Genomic DNA, 21584 nt, shown 5'->3' on the forward strand with positions numbered 1-21584 from the left:
TGAAAAACGGCAAAAAATGAGCTACCATAATAAAAAATGAATGGAGGAACAGAATGGGGAACGCCGTAAACAATAAAGATCAGCAGATTGATTATTTAAAGAACAGACTTGACATGTTTATGAACGTCATCGATTCATTAGACCCTGAAGCAACCGACGTTGAAGATATAGACAGGCTCATCAGCATGCTTGATGACCTGGAAGCCAAATACGAACGTTTTAAAAAAGATTGGGAATAAAACCGCGCGCCCGCCGCGGTTTTTTTATTGGCATAAAGCAACAGTATAAAACAAAGTCTCTATCTGTAAAATAAGAAAAAATGCAGAAGGAGCGCTGGCCATGAAGTGGATGTGTTCAATATGCTGCGCCGCCGTATTGCTTGCCGGAGGTGCAGCACAGGCGGAAGCGGTGCCGAATGAGCCGATTAATTGGGGCTTTAAACGAAGTGTCAATCATCAGCCGCCAGATGCCGGGAAGCAGCTGAACAGTTTAATTGAAAAATATGACGCGTTTTATTTAGGGAATACAAAGGAAAAAACGATTTACTTAACGTTTGATAACGGATATGAAAATGGCTATACGCCAAAAGTGCTTGATGTCTTAAAAAAACATCGCGTAACAGGAACGTTTTTTGTCACCGGGCATTTCGTAAAGGACCAGCCTCAGCTGATCAAACGTATGTCAGATGAGGGCCATATTATCGGCAACCATTCCTTTCACCATCCGGATTTAACGACAAAAACAGCTGATCAGATTCAGGATGAACTTGATTCAGTCAACGAAGAGGTTTATAAAATTACGGGAAAGCAGGACAACCTGTATTTGCGTCCGCCGCGCGGCGTGTTCAGTGAGTACGTACTGAAAGAAACGAAACGCCTCGGCTATCAAACCGTTTTCTGGTCGGTCGCTTTTGTTGATTGGAAAATCAACAACCAAAAGGGGAAGAAATATGCCTACGATCATATGATTAAGCAGGCGCACCCGGGAGCCATTTACCTGCTGCACACCGTATCAAGGGACAATGCTGAAGCACTGGATGATGCGATTACAGATCTGAAAAAACAGGGCTACACTTTTAAAAGCATTGATGATCTGATGTTTGAGAAAGAAATGAAGATGCCGTCCTTGTAATGAGAAGAGCCTCTCCTGAAATGGAGAGGCTTTTCTTTATTTTATACATTTAATCAGTGCGGCCCAGTCCAGATCTCCGAAGCCCTGTTCAATCCCGCTTTCAAAATGGCTCTTGGCCAGCTCGGCAAGAGGAAGATTTGCATAAACCCGTTTTGCGGCGGCGAGTGCCAGGTTGGTATCCTTCAGCCCTAAAGACATTTTGAAGCCGGCCGGCTCAAATTTCTGCTCGGCCATAATGGTTCCGTAATTTTGATAGACTGGAGAACCAAAGAGCGCGCTGGCGATTTCTAAAAATTGTTTTTGTTCTAAGCCGTATTTCTCCATCATTAAGAAGGATTCAGATAACGCCTCCAGCATGGACACGAGCAAGAAATTGATGCTGATTTTGGCTGCATTTGCCGTCTTGCTTTCTTCGCCGACGTCAAATACCTGCTGGCTCAGGCTGTCGAGCAGAGGCTTGGCAGCTTGCTTTGCTTCCGCCGGTCCGGCTGTTATGATACGAAGCGCGGCTTTGGCTGCGGCATCCGGTCTGCCAAGGACAGGAGCGGCGAGAAAAAATTGTCCTTTCTCTGCATGAGCCGCTGCGAGCTTTTCTGAGAACTCAACACTGATTGTGCTCATCGAGATGTGAATGCCGTTCTCTGCTAATCCTTCAAGCAGCCCGTCTTCTCCGAATGTCACGGTGCTGACTGAATCATCATCTGCAAGCATTGTGATGACAATATCAGTGGATTTTGCCGCCAGCCGTGGCGTATCAGCTGCCTGTGCGCCTTCTGTGACAAGGTCTTCTGTCTTTTGTTTCGTCCGGTTATAGACAGTCAATTCGTAGCCTGCTTGAAGAACATTTCGGGCAATGGGCTGTCCCATATTGCCGAGTCCGATGACAGCAATTTTCAATCTGATCACTCCCTGAATATTTTTTCCATTATAAACAATATGAACAGAATATGTATAGCGATCGGCTTACAACAAAAAAGAACAGCTGCTCGCTGTCCTCATTTAAAAATATTGAACCATCCTTTATGTACAAACCAAATCAGCATTCCAATCACAAGCGCGGCCATCAGGCCAAGTACAGCGAAATATCCGTATTTCCAATGCAGTTCCGGCATAAAGTCGAAGTTCATACCGTATACACCGGCAATAAAGGTGAGCGGGATGAAAATGGTTGATACGATCGTCAGTGTCATCATAATCGCATTCATCCGGTTTGAGTTTAGCGTCACGTAGCTGTCACGCAAGTCGGACGTCATGTCACGGTTGGATTCCACGATTTCAGACAACTTTAACAAATGATCATATATGTCGCTGAAATAGGCTTTCGTTTCCCGCTGCTCTTTCACATGGTCAAGGCTTAAAATCCGATAGAGCAAATCACGCATCGGGATAATCGTCCGTCTCAAATGCAATAGGTCTGTTCTGAGATCAAACACCTCATTCATCAGCGTTCCATACGTTTTGTGGGGACGGCTTTCTTCAATTTCATTCAGCCGGTCTTCGATTTTATACACGAGAGGAAAATATTCATCAACAAGCTGATCCATGATCATATAAGAAATATGCCCGGGCCCTTTTTTCAATATGTCCGGTGAAGCATACAAACGCTCCCGGACTTTAGCGATACCGGGCGTTTCGTGTAAATGAAAGGTGACGACAAATTTTTCGCCTTGAAAGATATCGACTTCCTCCGTCTCAAGTGTTTCCTTATTCAGCGCATGAATCACGTAAAAACGATAGCCATCATAATGGTCAAGCTTCGGCCGCTGCATATGCTGGAAGCAATCCTCAATGGCAAGCGGGTGAAAATGAAAAAAATCTCTCAATAACGCCGTTTCCGTATCCTCCGGGCCGTAAAAATCAACCCAGTACCATGCAATATCAGGCTGTTCCACTCGTTCGATCGGTATATTTTTCAGCAGCTGATGCTCTGTTGTGATTGCGGTAATGTTGATCATAAACAACCCTCCACCTGCCATTATATCATGCGGTCTTTATGAGAAAAGTATACGGTACTCTCTGCCTAATTCAAGCAGCATGTTATACTGAACAAAAACGGAAAAAGGGTGGATCTCATGTGGAAGGAAAAAGTATCTGTCACGCCTCCGTATCATTTTGACCGCGTGCTGGACAGGCTGTCTTTAGACCCCCTCAATGCTGTTGATCGAGAGGCGAGGGAAGTCCGTGTGCCAATCAGAAATCAAGCGGGGGACGTATGTATTGTAAAGGTACAGGCGTTAGGCCATGCGGGTGAGCCTGAGTTCCTCGTCAGCGGGGAAACGGATCAGGGAGAAATGATGAAGGAAATCAAGCGGATTTTTCAATGGGAAAATCATTTGCAGCACGTTCTGGATCATTTTTCAAAAACGAGCCTGTCCGCCATTTTTGAAGAGCATGCCGGGACCCCGCTTGTTCTGGACTACAGCGTGTACAACTGCATGATGAAATGCATTATCCACCAGCAGCTTAATCTTTCCTTCGCTTACACGCTAACAGAACGGTTTGTTCATGCGTTTGGCGAGCAGAAGGATGGCGTGTGGTGCTATCCAAAGCCGGAAATGATTGCAGAACTCGATTATCAGGATCTGCGTGATCTGCAATTCAGCATGAGAAAAGCGGAATACACCATTGATACATCAAGGATGATCGCAGAAGGCACACTCAGCTTGTCAGAGCTGCCGCATATGGCGGATGAAGACATTATGAAGAAACTGATCAAAATCAGGGGTATCGGCCCGTGGACCGTGCAAAATGTCCTCATGTTCGGACTTGGCCGTCCCAATTTATTCCCGCTTGCCGATATCGGCCTCCAGAATGCAATCAAACGCCATTTTCAGCTGGATGATAAGCCGGCAAAGGATGTCATGCTGGCGATGAGCAAGGAGTGGGAGCCTTATTTAAGCTATGCGTCTTTGTATTTGTGGAGAAGTATAGAATAATTCATCTGACAATGAAGGAAATCCTGCAAACGTGTTATACTAGAAAGATGTGAAAAAACCATTTCACTTTCTGCCATCTGCAGAAAGCTTTATATAGAAACGGAGAGAACAACGTGAACCAACAAAAGAAACAGGCGCCTGTCGAACTGAAGGTCGGACAAACCTTTCCGCTGACGATTAAGCGTCTCGGCATTAACGGAGAAGGTGTCGGCTATTTTAAGAAAAAAGTCGTCTTCGTGCCCGGCGCGCTTCCTGGCGAAGAAGTTGTTGTGCAGGCCACAAAGGTCCAGCCGAAGTTTTCGGAGGGCCGCATTAAGAAAATCCGCAAGGCGTCTGAGCACCGGGTGGCACCGCCTTGCCCTGTTTATGAACAATGCGGCGGCTGTCAGCTTCAGCACCTTGCATACAGCCAGCAGCTTCGGGAAAAACGCGATATCGTCATTCAGTCTCTTGAACGCCATACGAAGTTTAAAGTTGAAAACATGGAAATCAAAGAAACGATTGGCATGGACAACCCGTGGAATTACCGCAATAAAAGCCAATTCCAGATCGGACGCTCGCAAAGCGGCAGCATCATCGCCGGCTTATACGGCCTTGATTCTCATGATATCGTGCCGATTAAAGACTGTATCGTTCAGCATCCGGCAACGAACAAAACAACAGGCATCGTCCGCCGCATTTTAGAGGACTTCAATGTGTCTGTTTATAATGAAAGAAAACGAAAAGGCGACGTTCGCACGATCGTGACGAGAGTCGGCTTTGAAACAGGCGAAGTGCAGGTCGTGCTTGTAACCGCAAAAGAAACGCTTCCGCACAAGGAAGAAATCGTCAAAGCGATTCAAAAGCGATTGCCAGAGGTCAAATCCATTATTCAGAATGTAAACGGGGCGAAAACCTCAGTGATTTTTGGTGAGAAAACAAAACAGCTCGCCGGAAAAACAGTGATTCAAGAAGTGCTCGGCGACGTATCTTTTGAATTGAGCGCCCGCGCTTTCTTCCAGCTCAATCCGGAACAGACCGTCAAGCTGTATGATGAAGTGAAAAAAGCGGCGCAGCTGACCGGAAAAGAAAAAGTCGTTGATGCGTATTGCGGCGTCGGCACTATCGGCATGTGGGTTGCGGACGGAGCGAAGGAAGTCCGCGGCATGGACGTCATCAAGGAATCAATTGACGATGCTAAGAAAAACGCCAAAAAACACGGCATGGCAAATGCCACATACGTAACAGGAACAGCCGAGCACTGGCTCCCGAAATGGACGAAAGAAGGCTTCCGCCCGGACGTCGTCATTGTAGACCCGCCAAGAACGGGCTGTGACAGCACGTTCTTGGACACGATCAAAAAAGTCAAACCGAAACGCTTTGTCTACGTTTCCTGCAATCCATCCACGCTCGCGAAGGATTTGCAGACGCTGTCGAAGGACTATCGCGTGGACTATATTCAGCCTGTCGATATGTTTCCGCAGACGGCGCATGTTGAAGCAGTGGCGAGACTTGTATTGAAATCGTCTAACTAAAATAAACAATACCTAATCAGACCTGGATTTCGGTAAAATAAACAATTCCGATTTCCGGGTCTTTTTCGTGCGCAGCCCTTGTCCTAACTGTCTTTTCCCAATTTTATCTTTCTTCTTTTCGCGGAGATCTTTATTTTAACTGGCGAAAGGAGTTGAAAAAACGTGTTGAAAAGTGGGTGAAAAACAGCGTTATTTAACCGGAAAAATTTCCTTCCAGTATGATTAAAATACATGAGTAGAATGATGTAAAATCATAGATGTATTTTCATAATTTGTAAAATTATATATTGACTTGCAGTTATTACGTGTGAAATATTGATGATAGGAATATAAGGAAAAGTATGGCGTATATCATTTCAAGAGTCATTCGATGTAAAAAGTTGAAACATTGTAATAAATGAAAGAGGTGAAAATGATGGCCAACCCCATTTTAAAATGCATAACGTATGAGCACTACAACAATTAAATAATAGTGCCGAGACGATAACAACTATTACATTAATACCTACAATGGTTATATCCTTGCGACAATCATGCTTCATAATATAAATTTTAGATTGTCACTTGGCTAAAAAGTATTGCAGAGAAGGAAATGGATAATTAAATGGATAAAGTATATAAAAAACGACCGTTATATAAAAGAAGTTGGTTTCAAACATTTTTGGCATTTTTAGTATCTCAGCTTTATTTTAATTTTGTAGAATTAACGGGATGGGGTCCTAAGTATAGAGAAATGAATGGATTCCCAGCAAACATAGTTGAACAAGATTTCTTTCAAACATATCTTTCATTCTATGATAATCCATGGTTTAATATTATTACTGTTTTCTTGGGAGTTTTCACTATTATACAAATAATTACAGGGATAACAAAGGATATTCGAAATTAAAGCAATAACTTCTGATGGCTTATTTAATGATGAAAGAAAATGAACACTTTCTTAATTATCTTATGAGTGAAGACTGCGACACTTAGTTAGCAGTCTATTTTATTGGTTCTGGATCAGGATTACCGAATTATAACTCTATAGTAGGTTGCCACTTGCTGCGTTGGTTATTTTCTAAATCATGAGCAAATCCCAAACGATCCAGATTGAAGTTCTTGAATTCTTTAAAATAAGGGTTTATTTTCTCTTCTCATCCTCTTTACTCCATATGATTCACAAGTGGTAGCAGCTTAAGTAGGTTTTTTCGTTCTCTTGAGTACTCAGTTATACCACCTCCAACTCAATTTGCTTTATCTCTATTAGTTTTTCCGCAAATATGATATAGAGATACGGATATGGTGTAGTGTTAATTATCTTATCTTCAATAACAGGGCAATTATTTTGCGTTGGTAATATGGAGAACTCATATGATATTCTATTTAGGTTGGAATCCTTTTTATCCAAAAGTTCAAAAGTAAGGCCACTAAGAAAGACGAAGGTCAGCGCCAGTTAACCACAATATAAAAAATAGGGTAGATAATCATCCCACGTGAAATGTTCAAAATTTACTATAGATTGATAAGAAATGCTTTCGCATGCGATATAGTGTAAAAAGAAGCATGGTCAGTTTTTTAATATTTAGATACAGGTATAGCCGTATCCCCTAATGAAAGGATTTGATTTTTGTTATGACAGAAATTTTCTGGCGTGAATTACCACGGCCATTTTTTGTACTGGCACCAATGGAAGATGTGACAGATGTTGTTTTCCGGCATGTAGTAAGTGAAGCAGGCAGACCGGATGTATTTTTTACAGAGTTCACAAACTCAGAGAGCTATTGTCACCCGGATGGGAAGGATAGCGTGCGCGGCCGTTTGACTTTTACAGAGGATGAACAGCCAATTGTAGCCCATATATGGGGAGATAAGCCTGAAAACTTCCGTAAAATGAGTATTGGCATGGCAGAGTTAGGATTTAAAGGACTAGATATCAATATGGGCTGCCCAGTGCCTAATGTGGCGGGGAATGGAAAGGGAAGCGGCCTTATTTGCCGTCCTGCAGTTGCGGCAGAATTAATACAAGCTGCAAAAGCAGGGGGATTGCCTGTAAGCGTGAAGACAAGACTTGGATACACGGATGTGGATGAATGGCGCGAGTGGCTGACACACATTTTGAAACAGGATATTGCCAATCTTTCTATTCATTTGCGTACAAGAGCGGAAATGAGCAAAGTAGATGCCCATTGGGAGCTCATCCCGGAGATTAAGAAACTTCGTGATGAGGTGGCACCAGATACACTTTTGACGATCAATGGTGATATCCCTGACCGTCAAACTGGTTTGAAACTTGCTGAACAATACGGTGTTGATGGAATTATGATAGGGCGCGGTATTTTTACAAATCCATTTGCCTTTGAAAAGGAGCCGAAAGAGCATAGCAGCAAGGAATTGCTTGATCTCTTAAGGCTGCATCTGGATCTTCATGATAAATATTCAGCATTAGAAGCCCGTCCGTACAAGCCTCTTCCTCGCTTTTTTAAAATTTATCTCCGCGGGTTCCGAGGGGCAAGTGAATTAAGAAATCAATGCATGAACACAAAGTCAACAGATGAAGTGCGTGCATTGCTCGACGACTTTGAGAGAAAGTATCTTGATGGGGTAGAATAACAGCAGTGCTTGATTCAAAAAAGGCTAACAAAATAAAGGGATTTTTACACCATTCTTGACTAAAATAAACCTGGATTTTCGGTAAATCCGGGTCTTTTTTGTACGCAGCTTTTACTCAGCCTGTCTTTTCTCTAATTTATTGTAAGAAAATAATGGTATATTTAGTGGAGATATCTTATAAAGGGGGAGAGGAAAATGAAACGGCTATGCATCATCCCCTGCGGCAAGAAAAAAATCTGGGACGTCCAGCCTGATGCCGGGCCGGTAAGAGCAGAGGACGCTTATCTCAGCCCGTTTCATCAGGCGTGCGAACGGTATGCGAAAGCATTTTTCGATGAGTGGGTGATTTTGTCTGCGAAGCACGGGTTCCTCCGCCCTGATGATCTCGTTTCGGGAAATTACGATGTCACTTTTGGCACCGGTCATCCGGAAATCATGACAGCGGACGAGCTGAGCCGCCAATTTCACGAAAAAGGCTTTTCTGATATCGAAGAGCTAGTCATGCTTGGCGGAAAAAAATATCGAAGCGTTCTAAACGCCGTCATCGGAGAACACCAGCATATCAGCTGGCCGCTATCATCTTACAAAGGCATAGGCTATATGCTCCAAGCGCTGAACCGGGCTGTTGAAGAAAAGCATGAACTGTAGCACGTACATATGAAGAAAAGAGTGGGAACATGAAAAAACTTGTGTTTGGCTTGCTTGCCATTGCATTATTCGGATGCGGACTATATATCTATCATGTATGGTTCGGTGATCCATTTTCGAAAAATGCTGCAGAACAGAAGCTAGTCTCTTATGTGAAACAAACCTATCCTAAGAAAGAAATCAAGATCACGAATGGGGTATATAACGCTAAAACCTCTGAATATGTATTCGAAGCAACCTCCCAATCTCATCGCTACCCAATGTGTACGAAGGGATTTCTGCATCCTAAAGTAACGTGCGATGGAATTGAAGAAGCGTATACCGAATCAGTATCAAAACATGTAAATGAAGAAGCAACGAAGGCAATCGAAGCAGATCTGAAAAAAGCGGTTCCTCGACTTATAAAAGCTGATGCTGCTTTGAGTTTTGAAAACGGACAGTTCACGTTAGATACAAAATGGAACAAACAGCTGGCTGAAAAAGCGCCTATGAGCATGACGATTCAGTTAGACGCCAGCGGGTTATCAAAAACAGATGCCGCAAAGATGGCGGAAACAGTCAGAAAAACGCTTAATGAAAAGGGATATACATACTCAAACGGCACGATAGACTGTATGCAGAAGGACGGGGACGGCGGTATCGGATATGTCAAATATTCAATTGATTTTCTTTCAAAAGCAGCTATTCAGTCAAACGATGCAGAGGAACTAGGAAGTTAAAAAGATTTCCAAGGAAATAAATACGTCGATCATTGTCAAAGGCCGGGTGATATCCGGTCTTTTTTTTGCATGCTGTAAAACGAGACAAATGAATCAGTTTGAGACAAAACGAGACACACGTCTCAAACTGTCTCCAAAGTGAAGACGAGAAGACTGATTTTACGGGCTCAAAAGACTGGCACACTTCTTGCATTTATAATGGTGAACCCTAAATAGAAGGAGGCGCACAAAATGGAATTGTTAAAACGAGAAGGCTTGTCATTAACTGAGGAAAAAGCGCTGTGGATGTACCAAAAGATGCTGGAGATCAGGGGCTTTGAAGACAAAGTGCATGAACTGTTCGCCCAGGGAGTGCTTCCCGGATTCGTTCATTTATATGCCGGTGAGGAAGCCGTGGCTGTAGGGGTGTGCGCTCATTTACATGATGGCGACAGCATTACAAGCACCCACAGGGGACATGGACATTGTATCGCCAAAGGCTGTGATCTGGACGGCATGATGGCGGAAATTTTCGGGAAAGCGACCGGATTGTGCAAAGGCAAGGGCGGTTCTATGCACATTGCGGATCTTGATAAAGGCATGTTAGGCGCAAATGGAATCGTCGGGGGCGGCTTTACGCTCGCATGCGGATCAGCGCTCACGGCTAAATATAAACAGACTAAAAATGTAAGCGTTTGCTTTTTCGGGGACGGGGCAAATAACCAAGGCACCTTTCACGAAGGGCTGAATTTAGCGGCTGTATGGAACCTTCCTGTCGTGTTTGTCGCCGAAAATAACGGCTATGGCGAAGCCACCCCATTTGAGTACGCATCAGCCTGTGATTCAATTGCCGATCGGGCGGCTGCTTATAACATGCCGGGGGTGACAGTTGACGGCAAAGATATTTTAGCAGTTTACCAGGCAGCCGAGGAAGCGATAGAAAGAGCAAGAAACGGCGAAGGCCCGTCTTTGATTGAATGTATGACCTACAGAAACTACGGCCATTTCGAAGGGGATGCCCAGACCTATAAAACGAAGGATGAAAGAGTTGAGCACCTTGAAGAAAAGGATGCCATTCAAGGTTTTAAAAACTACCTTTTAAAAGAAACAGATGCTAATAAGCTGTCAGACATTGAACAGCGTGTCAGCGAATCGATTGAAAAAGCCGTCTCGTTCAGCGAAGACAGTCCATATCCAAAAGATTCGGAGCTGCTGACAGATGTGTACGTGTCATATGAAAAAGGAGGAATGTAAGAGATGGCGAGAGTCATAAGCATGTCAGACGCGATCAATGAAGCAATGAAGCTTGCGATGAGAAGAGACGAAAATGTGCTTTTGATCGGTGAGGATGTCGCCGGGGGAGCGGCGGTCGATCATTTGCAGGATGATGAAGCATGGGGCGGTGTATTAGGGGTCACAAAGGGACTCGTACAGGAATTCGGGCGCACAAGAGTGCTGGACACACCGATTTCTGAGGCGGGCTACATGGGTGCGGCTATGGCTGCGGCATCAACCGGTTTGAGACCGATTGCCGAGCTAATGTTTAACGATTTTATCGGCACGTGCTTTGACCAGGTGATCAACCAAGGGGCGAAATTCCGTTATATGTTCGGCGGAAAAGCGCAAGTACCGATTACCGTCCGCACCACATACGGAGCAGGGTTCCGGGCCGCTGCCCAGCATTCACAAGCGCTTTATGGCCTTTTCACGAGCATCCCTGGACTGAAGACAGTTGTTCCATCCAATCCGTATGATGCCAAAGGTCTTCTGCTTGCAGCAATAGAAGATAATGATCCGGTGTTCTTCTTTGAAGACAAAACGTCCTACAACATGAAGGGCGAGGTGCCGGAAGATTATTATACAATTCCGCTCGGAAAGGCGGACATCAAACGTGAAGGCAATGATGTCACGCTATTTGCAGTCGGCAAGCAGGTCAATACCGCGCTTGAAGCAGCTGCACAGCTTTCAGAGAGGGGCATCGAAGCTGAGGTCCTTGATCCGCGCAGTCTGTCTCCTCTGGATGAGGATGCGATTTTCACATCGTTAGAAAAAACAAACCGGCTGATCATCATTGATGAAGCCAATCCGCGATGCAGCATTGCCACGGATATTGCTGCGATTGTCGCTGACAAGGGCTTTGATTTGCTTGATGCGCCGATTAAACGGATTACAGCGCCGCATACACCGGTTCCGTTTTCACCAGTGCTTGAAGATCAATATTTGCCGACACCAGATAAAATTGTCAGCGTCACGCTTGAATTGCTTGGCGAGCCGGCAATGAATTAAAGGGGGGACACAAATGGCGGTAAAAGTAGTGATGCCAAAATTGGGAATGGCCATGAAACAAGGGGAAGTATCGATATGGAATAAAAAAGTAGGCGACCCGGTTGAAAAGGGAGAAAGCATTGCCAGCATTCAATCGGAGAAAATTGAAATGGAGATCGAAGCGCCTGAAAAAGGAACGCTGATCGATATCAAAGTGAAAGAGGGAGAAGAGGTTCCGCCCGGCACAGCTATCTGCTATATCGGGGACGCCAATGAGTCGGTGCAGGAAGAGGCGAGTGCGCCTGTTGCTGAAGACAATATGCCGCAAGCCGTTCAGCCCGTCAAACAAGAAAACAAACCCGCAGCCTCCAAAAAAGATCGAATGAAAATATCTCCAGTCGCCAGAAAAATAGCAGAAAAAGCAGGATTAGACCTAAAACAACTGAAAGGAACTGGACCAGGCGGACGAATCGTGAAGGATGACGTAACAAAGGCTCTTGCTGAACAGAAAAAAGATCAGGCAAAGCCTGTTTCGGAACAGAAAGCGCAGGAAATCCCGGTGACAGGCATGAGAAAGGTCATCGCTGCCCGAATGCAGGAAAGCCTGGCAAACAGCGCGCAGCTGACGATCACGATGAAGGCTGATATCACTAAGCTTGCCACTCTTCAAAAACAGCTTTCATCAACTGCGGAAGAGAGATACGGCACAAAACTGACGATCACTCATTTTGTCTCAAGAGCCGCCGTTCTCGCTCTGCAAGCTCACCCTGTGCTGAACAGCTTTTATCAAAATGAGCGCATCATCACACATCCCCATGTACACCTTGGTATGGCTGTAGCCTTGGAAAACGGCTTAGTGGTGCCTGTCATCCGCCATGCTGAAAAGCTATCGCTGACTGAACTGGCTCAATCCATCTCAGAAAATGCCAAAAAAGCACGCGAGGGACGTGCGGGAAGCGAAGAACTGCAAGGCTCTACCTTCTCCATTACAAACCTTGGCGCGTTTGGAGTTGAGCATTTCACACCGATACTAAATCCGCCGGAAACAGGCATTCTCGGCATCGGAGCAAGCTATGACACGCCGGTGTATCAAGGGGAGGAGATCGTCAGAAGCACGATCCTGCCGCTCAGCCTGACATTTGATCACAGAGCGTGTGACGGCGCCCCAGCCGCTGCATTCCTGAAGGCGATTAAAACATATTTGGAAGAACCCGCAGCATTAATTTTATAGGAAAAGCAGGTGAAAACGACATGACATTAGCCATTATCGGCGGCGGACCTGCAGGCTATGCGGCTGCGGTCTCCGCGGCACAGCAGGGCAGAAACGTGCTGCTCATTGACAAAGGCAAGCTTGGGGGAACCTGCCTGAATGAAGGCTGCATCCCGACAAAGTCTTTGTTAGAAAGCGCAAACGTTCTTGATAAAATCAAGCATGCCGACAGCTTTGGAATTGAACTTCCGGCAGGTGCGATATCAGTCGATTGGAGTAAAATGCAAAGCCGAAAACAACAGGTTGTCAGTCAGCTTGTCCAAGGCGTTCAGTACCTAATGAAGAAAAATCAAATAAAGGTTGTAAAGGGAACAGCCTCCTTTCTTTCTGAAAGAAAGCTCTTGATCGAAGGAGAAAACGGAAAAGAAATCAGAGAGGCGGACCAAGTATTGATTGCCTCCGGGTCAGAGCCAATCGAGCTGCCTTTTGCCCCGTTTGACGGCGAATGGATCATCGACAGCAAAGACGCGCTTTCTCTTTCCGAGATTCCGTCTTCACTAGTCATTGTCGGCGGCGGTGTCATCGGGTGTGAGTATGCAGGGCTGTTCGCCAGATTGGGATCGAAGGTGACCATCATTGAAACAGCGGACCAGCTGATCCCGGCTGAAGATGAAGATATTGCCCGTCTCTTTCAGGAGAAACTTGAGGAAGACGGTGTCGAAGTGCATACTTCATCCAGATTAGGGCGGGTGGATCAAACGGCCAAAACGGCAATATGGAAAAGCGGTCAGCGAGAGTTTAAAACGAAGGCCGATTATGTGCTGGTGGCGATCGGCAGAAAACCCCGTCTTGACGGGTTACAGCTGGAACAGGCCGGAGTTGATTTTTCTCCAAAGGGCATTCCGGTGAATGGGCACATGCAGACGAACGTGCCTCATATTTACGCGTGCGGAGATGCTATAGGGGGCATTCAGCTGGCGCATGCCGCTTTCCATGAGGGCATCATCGCTGCTTCTCATGCTTCCGGAAGGGATGTCAAAATCAATGAGAAACATGTGCCGCGCTGCATCTATACGTCCCCGGAAATCGCGTGTATCGGAATGACAGAACGACAGGCAAGAAGCATATACGGGGATGTGAAGATCGGCGAATTTTCATTTTCCGCAAACGGCAAGGCGCTCATTAAACAGCAAGCGGAAGGAAAGGTCAAAATCATGGCTGAACCGGAATTCGGCGAAATCGTGGGCGTCTCGATGATTGGCCCGGATGTAACCGAGCTCATCGGCCAAGCGGCAGCGATCATGAATGGTGAGATGACGGCAGATATGGCGGAGCATTTTATCGCCGCCCATCCGACTTTATCGGAAACATTGCATGAGGCGCTGTTAAGCACGATCGGCCTTGCGGTACATGCATAATAAAGGAAAAAGCAGGCGCATGGATATAAGGCGCCTGCTTTTTTTATTGTTGAAAGCGCTTTATTTTTCCCCTACAATAGATGAAAACGGCGTGTAAGGGAGGAGCGATCAAGGAAATGAATTCGGTCCCAAACGATTTGCAAACCTGGAAACGTTTTGTGAAAGACGGTGTGCTTGACGAAGCCCGATTAAGAAAACGGATTGCCGAGTCATGGCATCGCTGCCAAAAAGCTGAGGTCAATCCTTATTTAGAAAAAGGCCCGAAGGTTTTACAGCAAACGGAGCTGGATCAGCAGTCAAAAAAACATTCATTCTTCTTGACGACCGCAAAGCCTTACCTCGAAAAACTGCTGCCTGCCATAAAAGAAATGGAAATGATGGCGCTGTTAATTGATTCAGACGGTGTTGTTCTGGCATTGGACGGCCATCCCCGCGCGCTCTATGAAGCCAAACGCATCAACTTTGTCGAAGGGGCATGCTGGACGGAAACGGCTGTCGGAACAAATGCGATTGGCACGGCGCTCCACATCGGCGAGCCGGTTGCGATACAAGGATCAGAGCATTACTCCATTGCTTCCCATCTTTGGAACTGTTCAGCCGCTCCGATTCACCATGAGGATGGCAGCCTTGCGGGTGTGATTGACATATCGTGTCCGGCGGCAGGCGCTCATCCTCATATGCTCGGTATTGCCACTGCGATCGCCTATGCAGCTGAACGGGAACTCGCAGCTAAAAGCCGTGAGAAAGAGCTCGAGCTGATCAGCCGTTTTGGAGAGAGAGCTGCATCCAGTGTGCCGATGGTGCTATGCAATAACAAGCAGCACATCATCAGTGCGAGCATACCGATTCGAACCTCAATACCGGATTGGCAGGGCCGGCACCTGTATGAGTTGAAGGAACGGGGCTACTCAATCGAAAAAGCTGTCACCATAGGAGATGGCGGCACTTGTTTTTATCTTTCGGAACAAAAGAAAAAGAAGGTGTTTCGATTCAATGGAGTGATCGGAAAAAGCGGCCGATCACAAGCAATGCTGATGAACCTTGAACGTGCAGCTGCGGCAGATGCAACGGTCTGTTTGTCGGGCGAAACTGGTACGGGAAAGGAAGTCGCGGCTCGCGCGCTTCATGAGAACAGTGAGAGACGGCAAGGTCCGTTTGTTGCTGTCAATTGCGGAGCGATTCCGTCTGACTTGATTGAAAGCGAACTGTTCGGATATGCAGAGGGCGCTTTTACGGGAGCGAAACGAAATGGCTATAAAGGCGCCTTTCAAAAAGCGAATCAAGGCACATTATTTTTAGATGAAATCGGAGAAATTTCCCACTCGATGCAGGTTGCACTTTTACGGGTGCTTCAGGAACGCAAGATAACGCCAATCGGCGGGACGAAAGAAATTCCAGTTGATATCAGAGTTATTGCCGCCACGCATTGTGATTTACGCGAGCTTGCCGAAAACGGAAAAATCAGAGAGGACTTGTTTTACCGTCTTCATGTCTATCCAATTGAACTCCCTCCATTACGCGATCGCACCGAGGATATCCCGGATCTCTTTGAGTACTACAAACAGAAGAATCATTGGCCAGGCGAACTTCCTTCTGATTTTTGTAATGTGCTGAAGCAATGGAAGTGGCCGGGGAATATCCGTGAGCTGTTTAATGTGTTTGAACGTCTTTCTATCAGATTTCCGGACGGCCGGCTGAGGGATGAATCGCTTCCCGCTTTACTGGAAGCCGCTGGATTGCCGGCCAGCTCTGCAGAAAAAAAGCCGGCTGCTGCCGGCGTGCTTACTTTTCGTGAGCAAATCCAAAAGGATATGATGATCAAAGCGCTTGAATCTGCAAAAGGAAACGTCTCTCAAGCCGCAAAAATCAGCGGGATCCCCCGAAGCACTTTCTACAAACGCCTGAAAAAATTCAACTTGTCCGCTGAATCATAAAGCATACTTCCTTCAGGAAATGGAAACGTTATGTATTGAAGGAGGGTGTTACGATGAATATTCAAAGGGCGAAAGAAATTGTAGAATCTCCCGACATGAAGAAAGTAACATATAACGGCGTTCCTATTTACATTCAGCACGTAAATGAAGAAACTGGAACAGCAAGAATTTATCCGCTTGACGAACCGCAAGAGGAGCATGAAGTGCAGCTGAACAGCTTAAAAGAGGATTAAACAAAAATGGCCCGCTTCATAAGCAGGCCATTTTTGTTATCCGCGCGGCGCAAATAAAATAACACAGACACCGATGAGACAAATGAATGCGCCGATCCAGTCATACAGATCAGGTGTTTTCCGGTCAACAAGCCATCCCCACAGGACCGCAAGCACGATGAATACTCCGCCATAAGCGGCGTATACACGGCCGAAAGATGGGAAGGACTGAAACGTCGGAAGAATGCCGTATACAATGAGGATCAGCGCCCCGGCGATTCCATAGCCGGCTGGCTTTGCCTCTCTCAGCCATAGCCAAACCAGATATCCGCCGCCAATTTCAGCAAGCCCTGCCGCGAGAAATAAAAGAATGGTAATCAGCATCATGAGCACTCCTCAATTTGCATTTATCTTTCATTATAGAGGAGGAGACCTTTTAAAGCTTCGGATGATTCTCAAATTCCTTCAAATACGCTTTTCGCTGAACCTCTGTAAATTGGCTGATCCAATTGTTTTGAGCCTCTTCACTCAAATGGGGAAGGATATAGCGTTCAACCGCTTCGAAAAACAGCGGATTCGCGATGATGTTCCAGGTCGGGATTCGAACGATTTTGCCGTCTGTTTTCTCGATGATAATATCCTCAAAAAAGATCCCTTTCAAACTGTATTGATGGCGTCCCATATAAAGCCGCTTCACCTCGGAAAACAGCACGCTGCGCTTTCTCGAGAAGATTTCGCCACTAGGTCCGGTCTTTATGGTGAAAATGACATTTCCACGGCTTGTGAACGCAGGAAAAGCCATAAAGAATGTGATCAATCCATAAATCATCGCCAGTAATCCGCCGCCCAAATAAAGCAGGGCATATTTAGATTCAAACGTGAGGGCTTCAGACACCAGCCAGACTCCCACAATAAAGGCGCCCCCTGTAGCGAGGAACAGCCATATTCTAAAAAACAGTCTGCTTTTGACCTTAATTACTTCATTGTTTTTCAATTGCTATTCTCCTTTATCGCTCTTTAGCCAAAAAGTATTCCTTTTATCACATCTTTATTTGCTGTTACGATAGAAAATTCATTTTGGGTAATACCTGTTACCAGCCAAGTATGATGGCTGCCAGGCAGAACGAAAGCCATGTCAGCCACTTCCGGGGAGTTGTCTTTGTCATAAACCAGCCGCATCAGCGTATCCATTTTTCCTTTTCGCAAAGCCAGATCATTTACAAAACGGGTAACGTCCTCTTGGTGATCATGCTTATCTAGAAACTCCTTGAGATGTGTGGGAGTGTCTGAAGCGCCCTCCAAAAGCAATTCAAATTCAGTTGATGTCAGAGAGATCAGTGATTCTTTGTGATCTTCTGCATCTATTATATTTAAAAACTCGGATGTTTTAGAGAGTAATCCATTAGTTGAATCCATTTTTTTGATTCTATGCACCTGTTCATCAAACAGCAATTCATGAGAGTAAGTACCAAACTTTGAAACATGGCAGGATATATTCTGTTCTTTGCCTTGTTCATCAAATTTGGACAGCTTAACTGTATAGTCGGCGTCGTTTAACACATGGATAAACGGACAGTATTCGTCCTTTAGCCGATATTGATGATTCCGATATTCCGCCGCATCTTTGGCTAAGAGTGAGCGGCACGCGGCTTCAAATAAGGCGCCGAGCTGTTCATCTTCTATTTCGGGAAAATAGGCTTGTTTTAAGGCCATTCCCTGTTCGAAAAACCCTTCGCTGTAAAAACAAAACAAGAGTTCTTCTATGCTGATGGTAAACTGCTTCATTGTTTATTCTCCTATCCAAATGAAAATTTCCCTTTAAGGAAATGGGTTGCGCCGTGTATGAGCGAATCCGCTGTTTTCTTTGCTTTTTCTATTCCTTTTTTCGCACTGTCTATCCCTTTATGTATCGTTTTATTCGCCGCATCTATGCCGTCATTCACTGATTTGACGACTTTGCCGGCTGATTCCAGTCCTTTTTTGGCTGTATCAACGACAGCATGGATCGGTTCTTTAAGTTTTATCGCTGCTTTTTCAGCATAGACTGATGTGAATTTTGCGATTTTTTCCCCAACAAACCCTCCTACTGCCGAACCAATTGTGCCTCCGATTACTGTGCCGACAGGACCTAACACACTTCCTACGGCACCGCCCACAACAGCACCAGCTGTGGCACCGCCCGCAATAAAAATGGTGTTATTCACAGCATTTCCGACAGCCTTGGCGTTTTCACGCTTGAGAACTTCGGGTTTGTCCTGGTATTTTGCATAATTTTCAGCAATTTTCACGCCTGCTCCGAATGTTTCGGTCGCTCCGGTAATCAGTGTGGCGGTAATGGCATTTCCTTTCGCGAATTTCAAGCCCGTTTTCCCCACATCCTTCAAAGTGGAGCGTACGCCGGCTTCATTAAGAAATCCTTTTGTGTAGCTTCTGACGCTGTTTGAAAAATCCACCGTGTCCTGAGGGAAGTATTTTGTAAACTTTTTATGTACCAAATCTGAAAATGGACGGTTTGTCTTTTTCAACAAATATTTAGGATTCAAAAGCACTCTTGCCGCTTTTTGATAACGTGAGCTGTCAACGGCCCTGGAAATATCCAAGAGAAGTTTTGAGTGCTGGGCTGTATGCAAGCCGCTTGGCTGTTTCACAAATTTCGTAAGCCCTAATCCGTAATATTTTCCCTGCGTCAGCATAAGAGCGGTTAAGCTTGTCATCGTACCGTATTTGTCGTAGGCATTGTAGAGCTTTCGCAAAATATCATCTTGTTCCACAAATTTATCGCCCGTTTTTCTGATGAAAATCTCATTGTCACTCAGCTTGGTGACGAGTGCTTTTCCTGAGCTCCACGCATCGCCCACTCCGGAAAAACAGCTGCTGTAGCGGGGATCGCATTGCAAAATCATCTGCCCCAGCTCCACATGCAGATCCTTATATTTGTTTTCCATATCAGTTAATTCAGTGACAACATCATTTGCAAGCTGTTCGAGCTTATCCGGATCAACTGCAATGTTTCCTGACACACCGTTCACCTCCCGAGTTTATGTCTTTCCTCTCTTGCTTTACGCTCCAGTTCTTCCATTCTGGCAATTTCAGCTTTTCGTTCTTCTATTTTGACAGCGGCAGCCTTCAGCTCTTGGCTTGTTTCAAGCAGCTCCTGTTCGAATTGATCGTAGGCGGCTTTCGTTTCCTCGAAATCCTGGTCAAACGAATCTCTTGCTTTGCCCTGCCAAGCATCTCCCAATGCAGATAACCGGGATTCAAGCAGCATTTTGGAGCTTCTGACCTCTTCGGCGGCCGCACTGTACTTGTTTGCCAGCTCAATGACTTTATATGAGTCCAACTTTTGTCCCCTGCCTTTTCTAAATTCACGCACAATTGGATGTTTTATATAAATGATTATAAATAATTCGGCATGTATCCGAATCGTACAAAAGAACCTTTTCATAAGAATTGGAAGGGCGTATATTCACTTAAAATTCACAGTTGGTGAGACTTTAAGATTACAAAAAAGGTAAAAAAAACAAATCCCTCAGACATAAGGCAAATGAGAAATTTCCCGCTCTATGGGAAAAAACACTAAAGTTGATCAAATGACCTAAGTGCGCCAAACGTGTTACGGGACGGGCTATCTCATGGTATAAATGGAATTGTAAACGTTATCAAGGAGGTCGTCATATGAAGAAAAAATCATTCTCAATCGTAATAGCGGGCGGAGGGAGCACTTTCACTCCAGGGATCGTACTCATGCTCTTGGACCATTTGGAGGAGTTTCCGATCAGAAAGCTGAAGCTGTATGATAATGATAAGGAGAGACAGGATCGAATTGCAGGCGCCTGTGACGTTTTTATCAGAGAAAAAGCGCCGGATATTGAATTTGCAGCGACGACTGACCCGGAAGAAGCTTTTACAGATGTCGATTTTGTTATGGCGCACATCAGAGTAGGGAAATACGCGATGCGCGCGCTTGATGAGCAAATTCCGTTAAAGTACGGAGTTGTCGGCCAGGAGACGTGCGGGCCGGGCGGGATCGCATACGGTATGCGTTCGATCGGCGGTGTGCTTGAAATATTAGATTACATGGAAAAATACTCGCCTGATGCGTGGATGCTCAATTATTCCAATCCGGCGGCAATTGTGGCTGAAGCTACGAGACGCCTTAGACCGAATTCTAAAATTCTCAATATCTGTGATATGCCGGTTGGGATCGAAGACCGGATGGCGCAAATTCTTGGCTTATCCTCAAGAAAAGAAATGAAGGTCCGCTATTACGGATTAAATCACTTCGGCTGGTGGACATCAATTCAGGATCAAGAGGGCAACGATTTAATGCCGAAGCTGAAGGAGCATGTATCTCAATACGGCTATATTCCGAAAACAGAGGCTGAAGCGGTGGAGGCGAGCTGGAATGACACATTCGCCAAAGCGCGTGACGTGCAGGCCGCAGATCCTGACACACTGCCGAATACGTATTTGCAATATTATTTGTTCCCGGATGATATGGTGAAAAAATCAAATCCGAATCATACGCGGGCAAATGAAGTGATGGAAGGGCGCGAAGCTTTTATTTTCAGCCAATGTGACATGATTACACGTGAGCAGTCCACAGAAAACAGCGAAATCAAAATCGATGACCACGCATCATATATCGTTGATCTTGCCCGGGCGATTGCCTACAACACAGGTGAAAGAATGCTGTTGATCGTTGAAAATAACGGCGCAATTGCGAACTTTGACCCGACTGCGATGGTCGAGGTTCCATGCATTGTCGGCTCAAATGGGCCTGAACCGATTACCGTCGGCACCATTCCGCAATTCCAAAAAGGGCTTATGGAGCAGCAGGTATCTGTTGAGAAGCTGACTGTTGAAGCGTGGGCGGAGAAATCGTTCCAAAAGCTGTGGCAGGCGCTAATTTTGTCAAAAACAGTGCCGAACGCGCGTGTGGCAAGACTCATTCTCGAGGATTTAATGGAGGCCAACAAAGACTTCTGGCCTGAGCTTGATCAAAGCCCGACCCGCATATCATAAC

22 protein-coding genes are annotated in these 21584 nt (G+C 45.5%); 15 read left to right on the plus strand and 7 right to left on the minus strand.

Annotated features, from left to right (window positions below; translation table 11 throughout):
- Positions 1-53 precede the first annotated feature (53 nt).
- Both ACZ07B_RS20315 and pdaA read left to right on the plus strand, forming a co-directional pair.
- A complete protein-coding gene (locus ACZ07B_RS20315) occupies positions 54-239 on the plus strand; it encodes an SE1561 family protein (RefSeq protein WP_003223132.1) in 186 nt (61 codons plus the stop codon).
- Positions 240-339: 100 nt separating this feature from the next.
- Positions 340-1131 carry a delta-lactam-biosynthetic de-N-acetylase gene (gene pdaA / locus ACZ07B_RS20320; RefSeq protein ID WP_014479173.1) on the plus strand — a complete coding sequence of 264 codons (792 nt, stop codon included), beginning with the start codon at positions 340-342 and terminating at the stop codon, positions 1129-1131.
- Between the two features lie 36 nt (positions 1132-1167).
- On the opposite strand, the gene ACZ07B_RS20325 is transcribed toward pdaA, so the two are convergent.
- Both ACZ07B_RS20325 and corA read right to left on the minus strand, forming a co-directional pair.
- The gene (locus tag ACZ07B_RS20325) at positions 1168-2028 is read right to left on the minus strand and encodes an NAD(P)-dependent oxidoreductase (RefSeq protein ID WP_464877600.1); all 861 of its coding nucleotides are present in this window, start codon (positions 2026-2028) and stop codon (positions 1168-1170) included.
- A 98-nt stretch (positions 2029-2126) separates the two neighbouring features.
- Entirely contained in the window at positions 2127-3086 is a 960-nt protein-coding gene (gene corA / locus ACZ07B_RS20330) for a magnesium/cobalt transporter CorA (RefSeq protein WP_003233650.1), read from the minus strand.
- A 117-nt stretch (positions 3087-3203) separates the two neighbouring features.
- On the opposite strand from corA, the gene ACZ07B_RS20335 reads away from it, so the two are divergent.
- From ACZ07B_RS20335 to ACZ07B_RS20390, 12 genes are all read left to right on the plus strand, one after another.
- On the plus strand, positions 3204-4067 hold the full coding sequence (locus ACZ07B_RS20335; protein ID WP_464877601.1) for a DNA-3-methyladenine glycosylase family protein: 864 nt from the start codon (positions 3204-3206) through the stop codon (positions 4065-4067).
- Between the two features lie 113 nt (positions 4068-4180).
- Positions 4181-5581 carry a 23S rRNA (uracil(1939)-C(5))-methyltransferase RlmD gene (gene rlmD, locus ACZ07B_RS20340; protein WP_003233644.1) on the plus strand — a complete coding sequence of 467 codons (1401 nt, stop codon included), beginning with the start codon at positions 4181-4183 and terminating at the stop codon, positions 5579-5581.
- 604 nt (positions 5582-6185) lie between these two features.
- Positions 6186-6470 carry a YfzA family protein gene (locus tag ACZ07B_RS20345; RefSeq protein ID WP_024572064.1) on the plus strand — a complete coding sequence of 95 codons (285 nt, stop codon included), beginning with the start codon at positions 6186-6188 and terminating at the stop codon, positions 6468-6470.
- A 725-nt stretch (positions 6471-7195) separates the two neighbouring features.
- Positions 7196-8173 carry a tRNA dihydrouridine synthase gene (locus ACZ07B_RS20350; RefSeq protein WP_464877602.1) on the plus strand — a complete coding sequence of 326 codons (978 nt, stop codon included), beginning with the start codon at positions 7196-7198 and terminating at the stop codon, positions 8171-8173.
- 195 nt (positions 8174-8368) lie between these two features.
- Positions 8369-8821 (plus strand): DUF6884 domain-containing protein, encoded by a 453-nt coding sequence (locus ACZ07B_RS20355; RefSeq protein ID WP_014479178.1) that lies wholly within the window; start codon positions 8369-8371, stop codon positions 8819-8821.
- Positions 8822-8850: 29 nt separating this feature from the next.
- Positions 8851-9540: a YfjL-like protein gene (locus ACZ07B_RS20360; RefSeq protein ID WP_024572067.1), complete on the plus strand. Its 690-nt coding sequence runs from the start codon at positions 8851-8853 to the stop codon at positions 9538-9540.
- A gap of 231 nt (positions 9541-9771) precedes the next feature.
- Positions 9772-10773, plus strand: coding sequence for an acetoin:2,6-dichlorophenolindophenol oxidoreductase subunit alpha (gene acoA / locus ACZ07B_RS20365; RefSeq protein ID WP_464877603.1), 1002 nt, complete (start codon positions 9772-9774; stop codon positions 10771-10773).
- A gap of 3 nt (positions 10774-10776) precedes the next feature.
- Complete coding sequence (gene acoB / locus ACZ07B_RS20370) at positions 10777-11805, plus strand: acetoin:2,6-dichlorophenolindophenol oxidoreductase subunit beta (RefSeq protein ID WP_024572068.1); 1029 nt, start codon at positions 10777-10779, stop codon at positions 11803-11805.
- 13 nt (positions 11806-11818) lie between these two features.
- A complete protein-coding gene (acoC, locus tag ACZ07B_RS20375; protein WP_029946307.1) occupies positions 11819-13015 on the plus strand; it encodes an acetoin dehydrogenase complex dihydrolipoyllysine-residue acetyltransferase in 1197 nt (398 codons plus the stop codon).
- Between the two features lie 20 nt (positions 13016-13035).
- Complete coding sequence (gene acoL / locus ACZ07B_RS20380) at positions 13036-14412, plus strand: acetoin dehydrogenase complex dihydrolipoyl dehydrogenase (RefSeq protein ID WP_124060001.1); 1377 nt, start codon at positions 13036-13038, stop codon at positions 14410-14412.
- Positions 14413-14528: 116 nt separating this feature from the next.
- Positions 14529-16346 (plus strand): acetoin dehydrogenase operon transcriptional activator AcoR, encoded by a 1818-nt coding sequence (gene acoR / locus ACZ07B_RS20385; protein WP_464877604.1) that lies wholly within the window; start codon positions 14529-14531, stop codon positions 16344-16346.
- Between the two features lie 53 nt (positions 16347-16399).
- Positions 16400-16579, plus strand: a complete 180-nt coding sequence (locus ACZ07B_RS20390; RefSeq protein WP_003244276.1) for a small acid-soluble spore protein H — start codon at positions 16400-16402, stop codon at positions 16577-16579.
- 36 nt (positions 16580-16615) lie between these two features.
- On the opposite strand, the gene ACZ07B_RS20395 is transcribed toward ACZ07B_RS20390, so the two are convergent.
- From ACZ07B_RS20395 to ACZ07B_RS20415, 5 genes are read right to left on the minus strand one after another with little or no spacing between them, the layout of a single operon-like run.
- Entirely contained in the window at positions 16616-16945 is a 330-nt protein-coding gene (locus ACZ07B_RS20395) for a YnfA family protein (protein ID WP_010886445.1), read from the minus strand.
- A 49-nt stretch (positions 16946-16994) separates the two neighbouring features.
- Positions 16995-17552 (minus strand): YfjD family protein, encoded by a 558-nt coding sequence (locus ACZ07B_RS20400; protein ID WP_167560151.1) that lies wholly within the window; start codon positions 17550-17552, stop codon positions 16995-16997.
- A 23-nt stretch (positions 17553-17575) separates the two neighbouring features.
- Positions 17576-18343: a hypothetical protein gene (locus ACZ07B_RS20405; protein ID WP_464877605.1), complete on the minus strand. Its 768-nt coding sequence runs from the start codon at positions 18341-18343 to the stop codon at positions 17576-17578.
- Positions 18344-18354: 11 nt separating this feature from the next.
- Entirely contained in the window at positions 18355-19578 is a 1224-nt protein-coding gene (locus tag ACZ07B_RS20410; protein ID WP_445214512.1) for a hypothetical protein, read from the minus strand.
- Positions 19579-19583: 5 nt separating this feature from the next.
- The gene (locus tag ACZ07B_RS20415; protein ID WP_003243177.1) at positions 19584-19898 is read right to left on the minus strand and encodes a WXG100 family type VII secretion target; all 315 of its coding nucleotides are present in this window, start codon (positions 19896-19898) and stop codon (positions 19584-19586) included.
- Between the two features lie 335 nt (positions 19899-20233).
- Here ACZ07B_RS20415 and glvA point away from each other — a divergent pair, with 335 nt between their 5' ends.
- Positions 20234-21583, plus strand: coding sequence for a maltose-6'-phosphate glucosidase (gene glvA, locus ACZ07B_RS20420; RefSeq protein ID WP_014476180.1), 1350 nt, complete (start codon positions 20234-20236; stop codon positions 21581-21583).
- The last annotated feature ends 1 nt before the right edge of the window (position 21584 follow it).

This window comes from Bacillus sp. 9.4, from assembly GCF_055486415.1.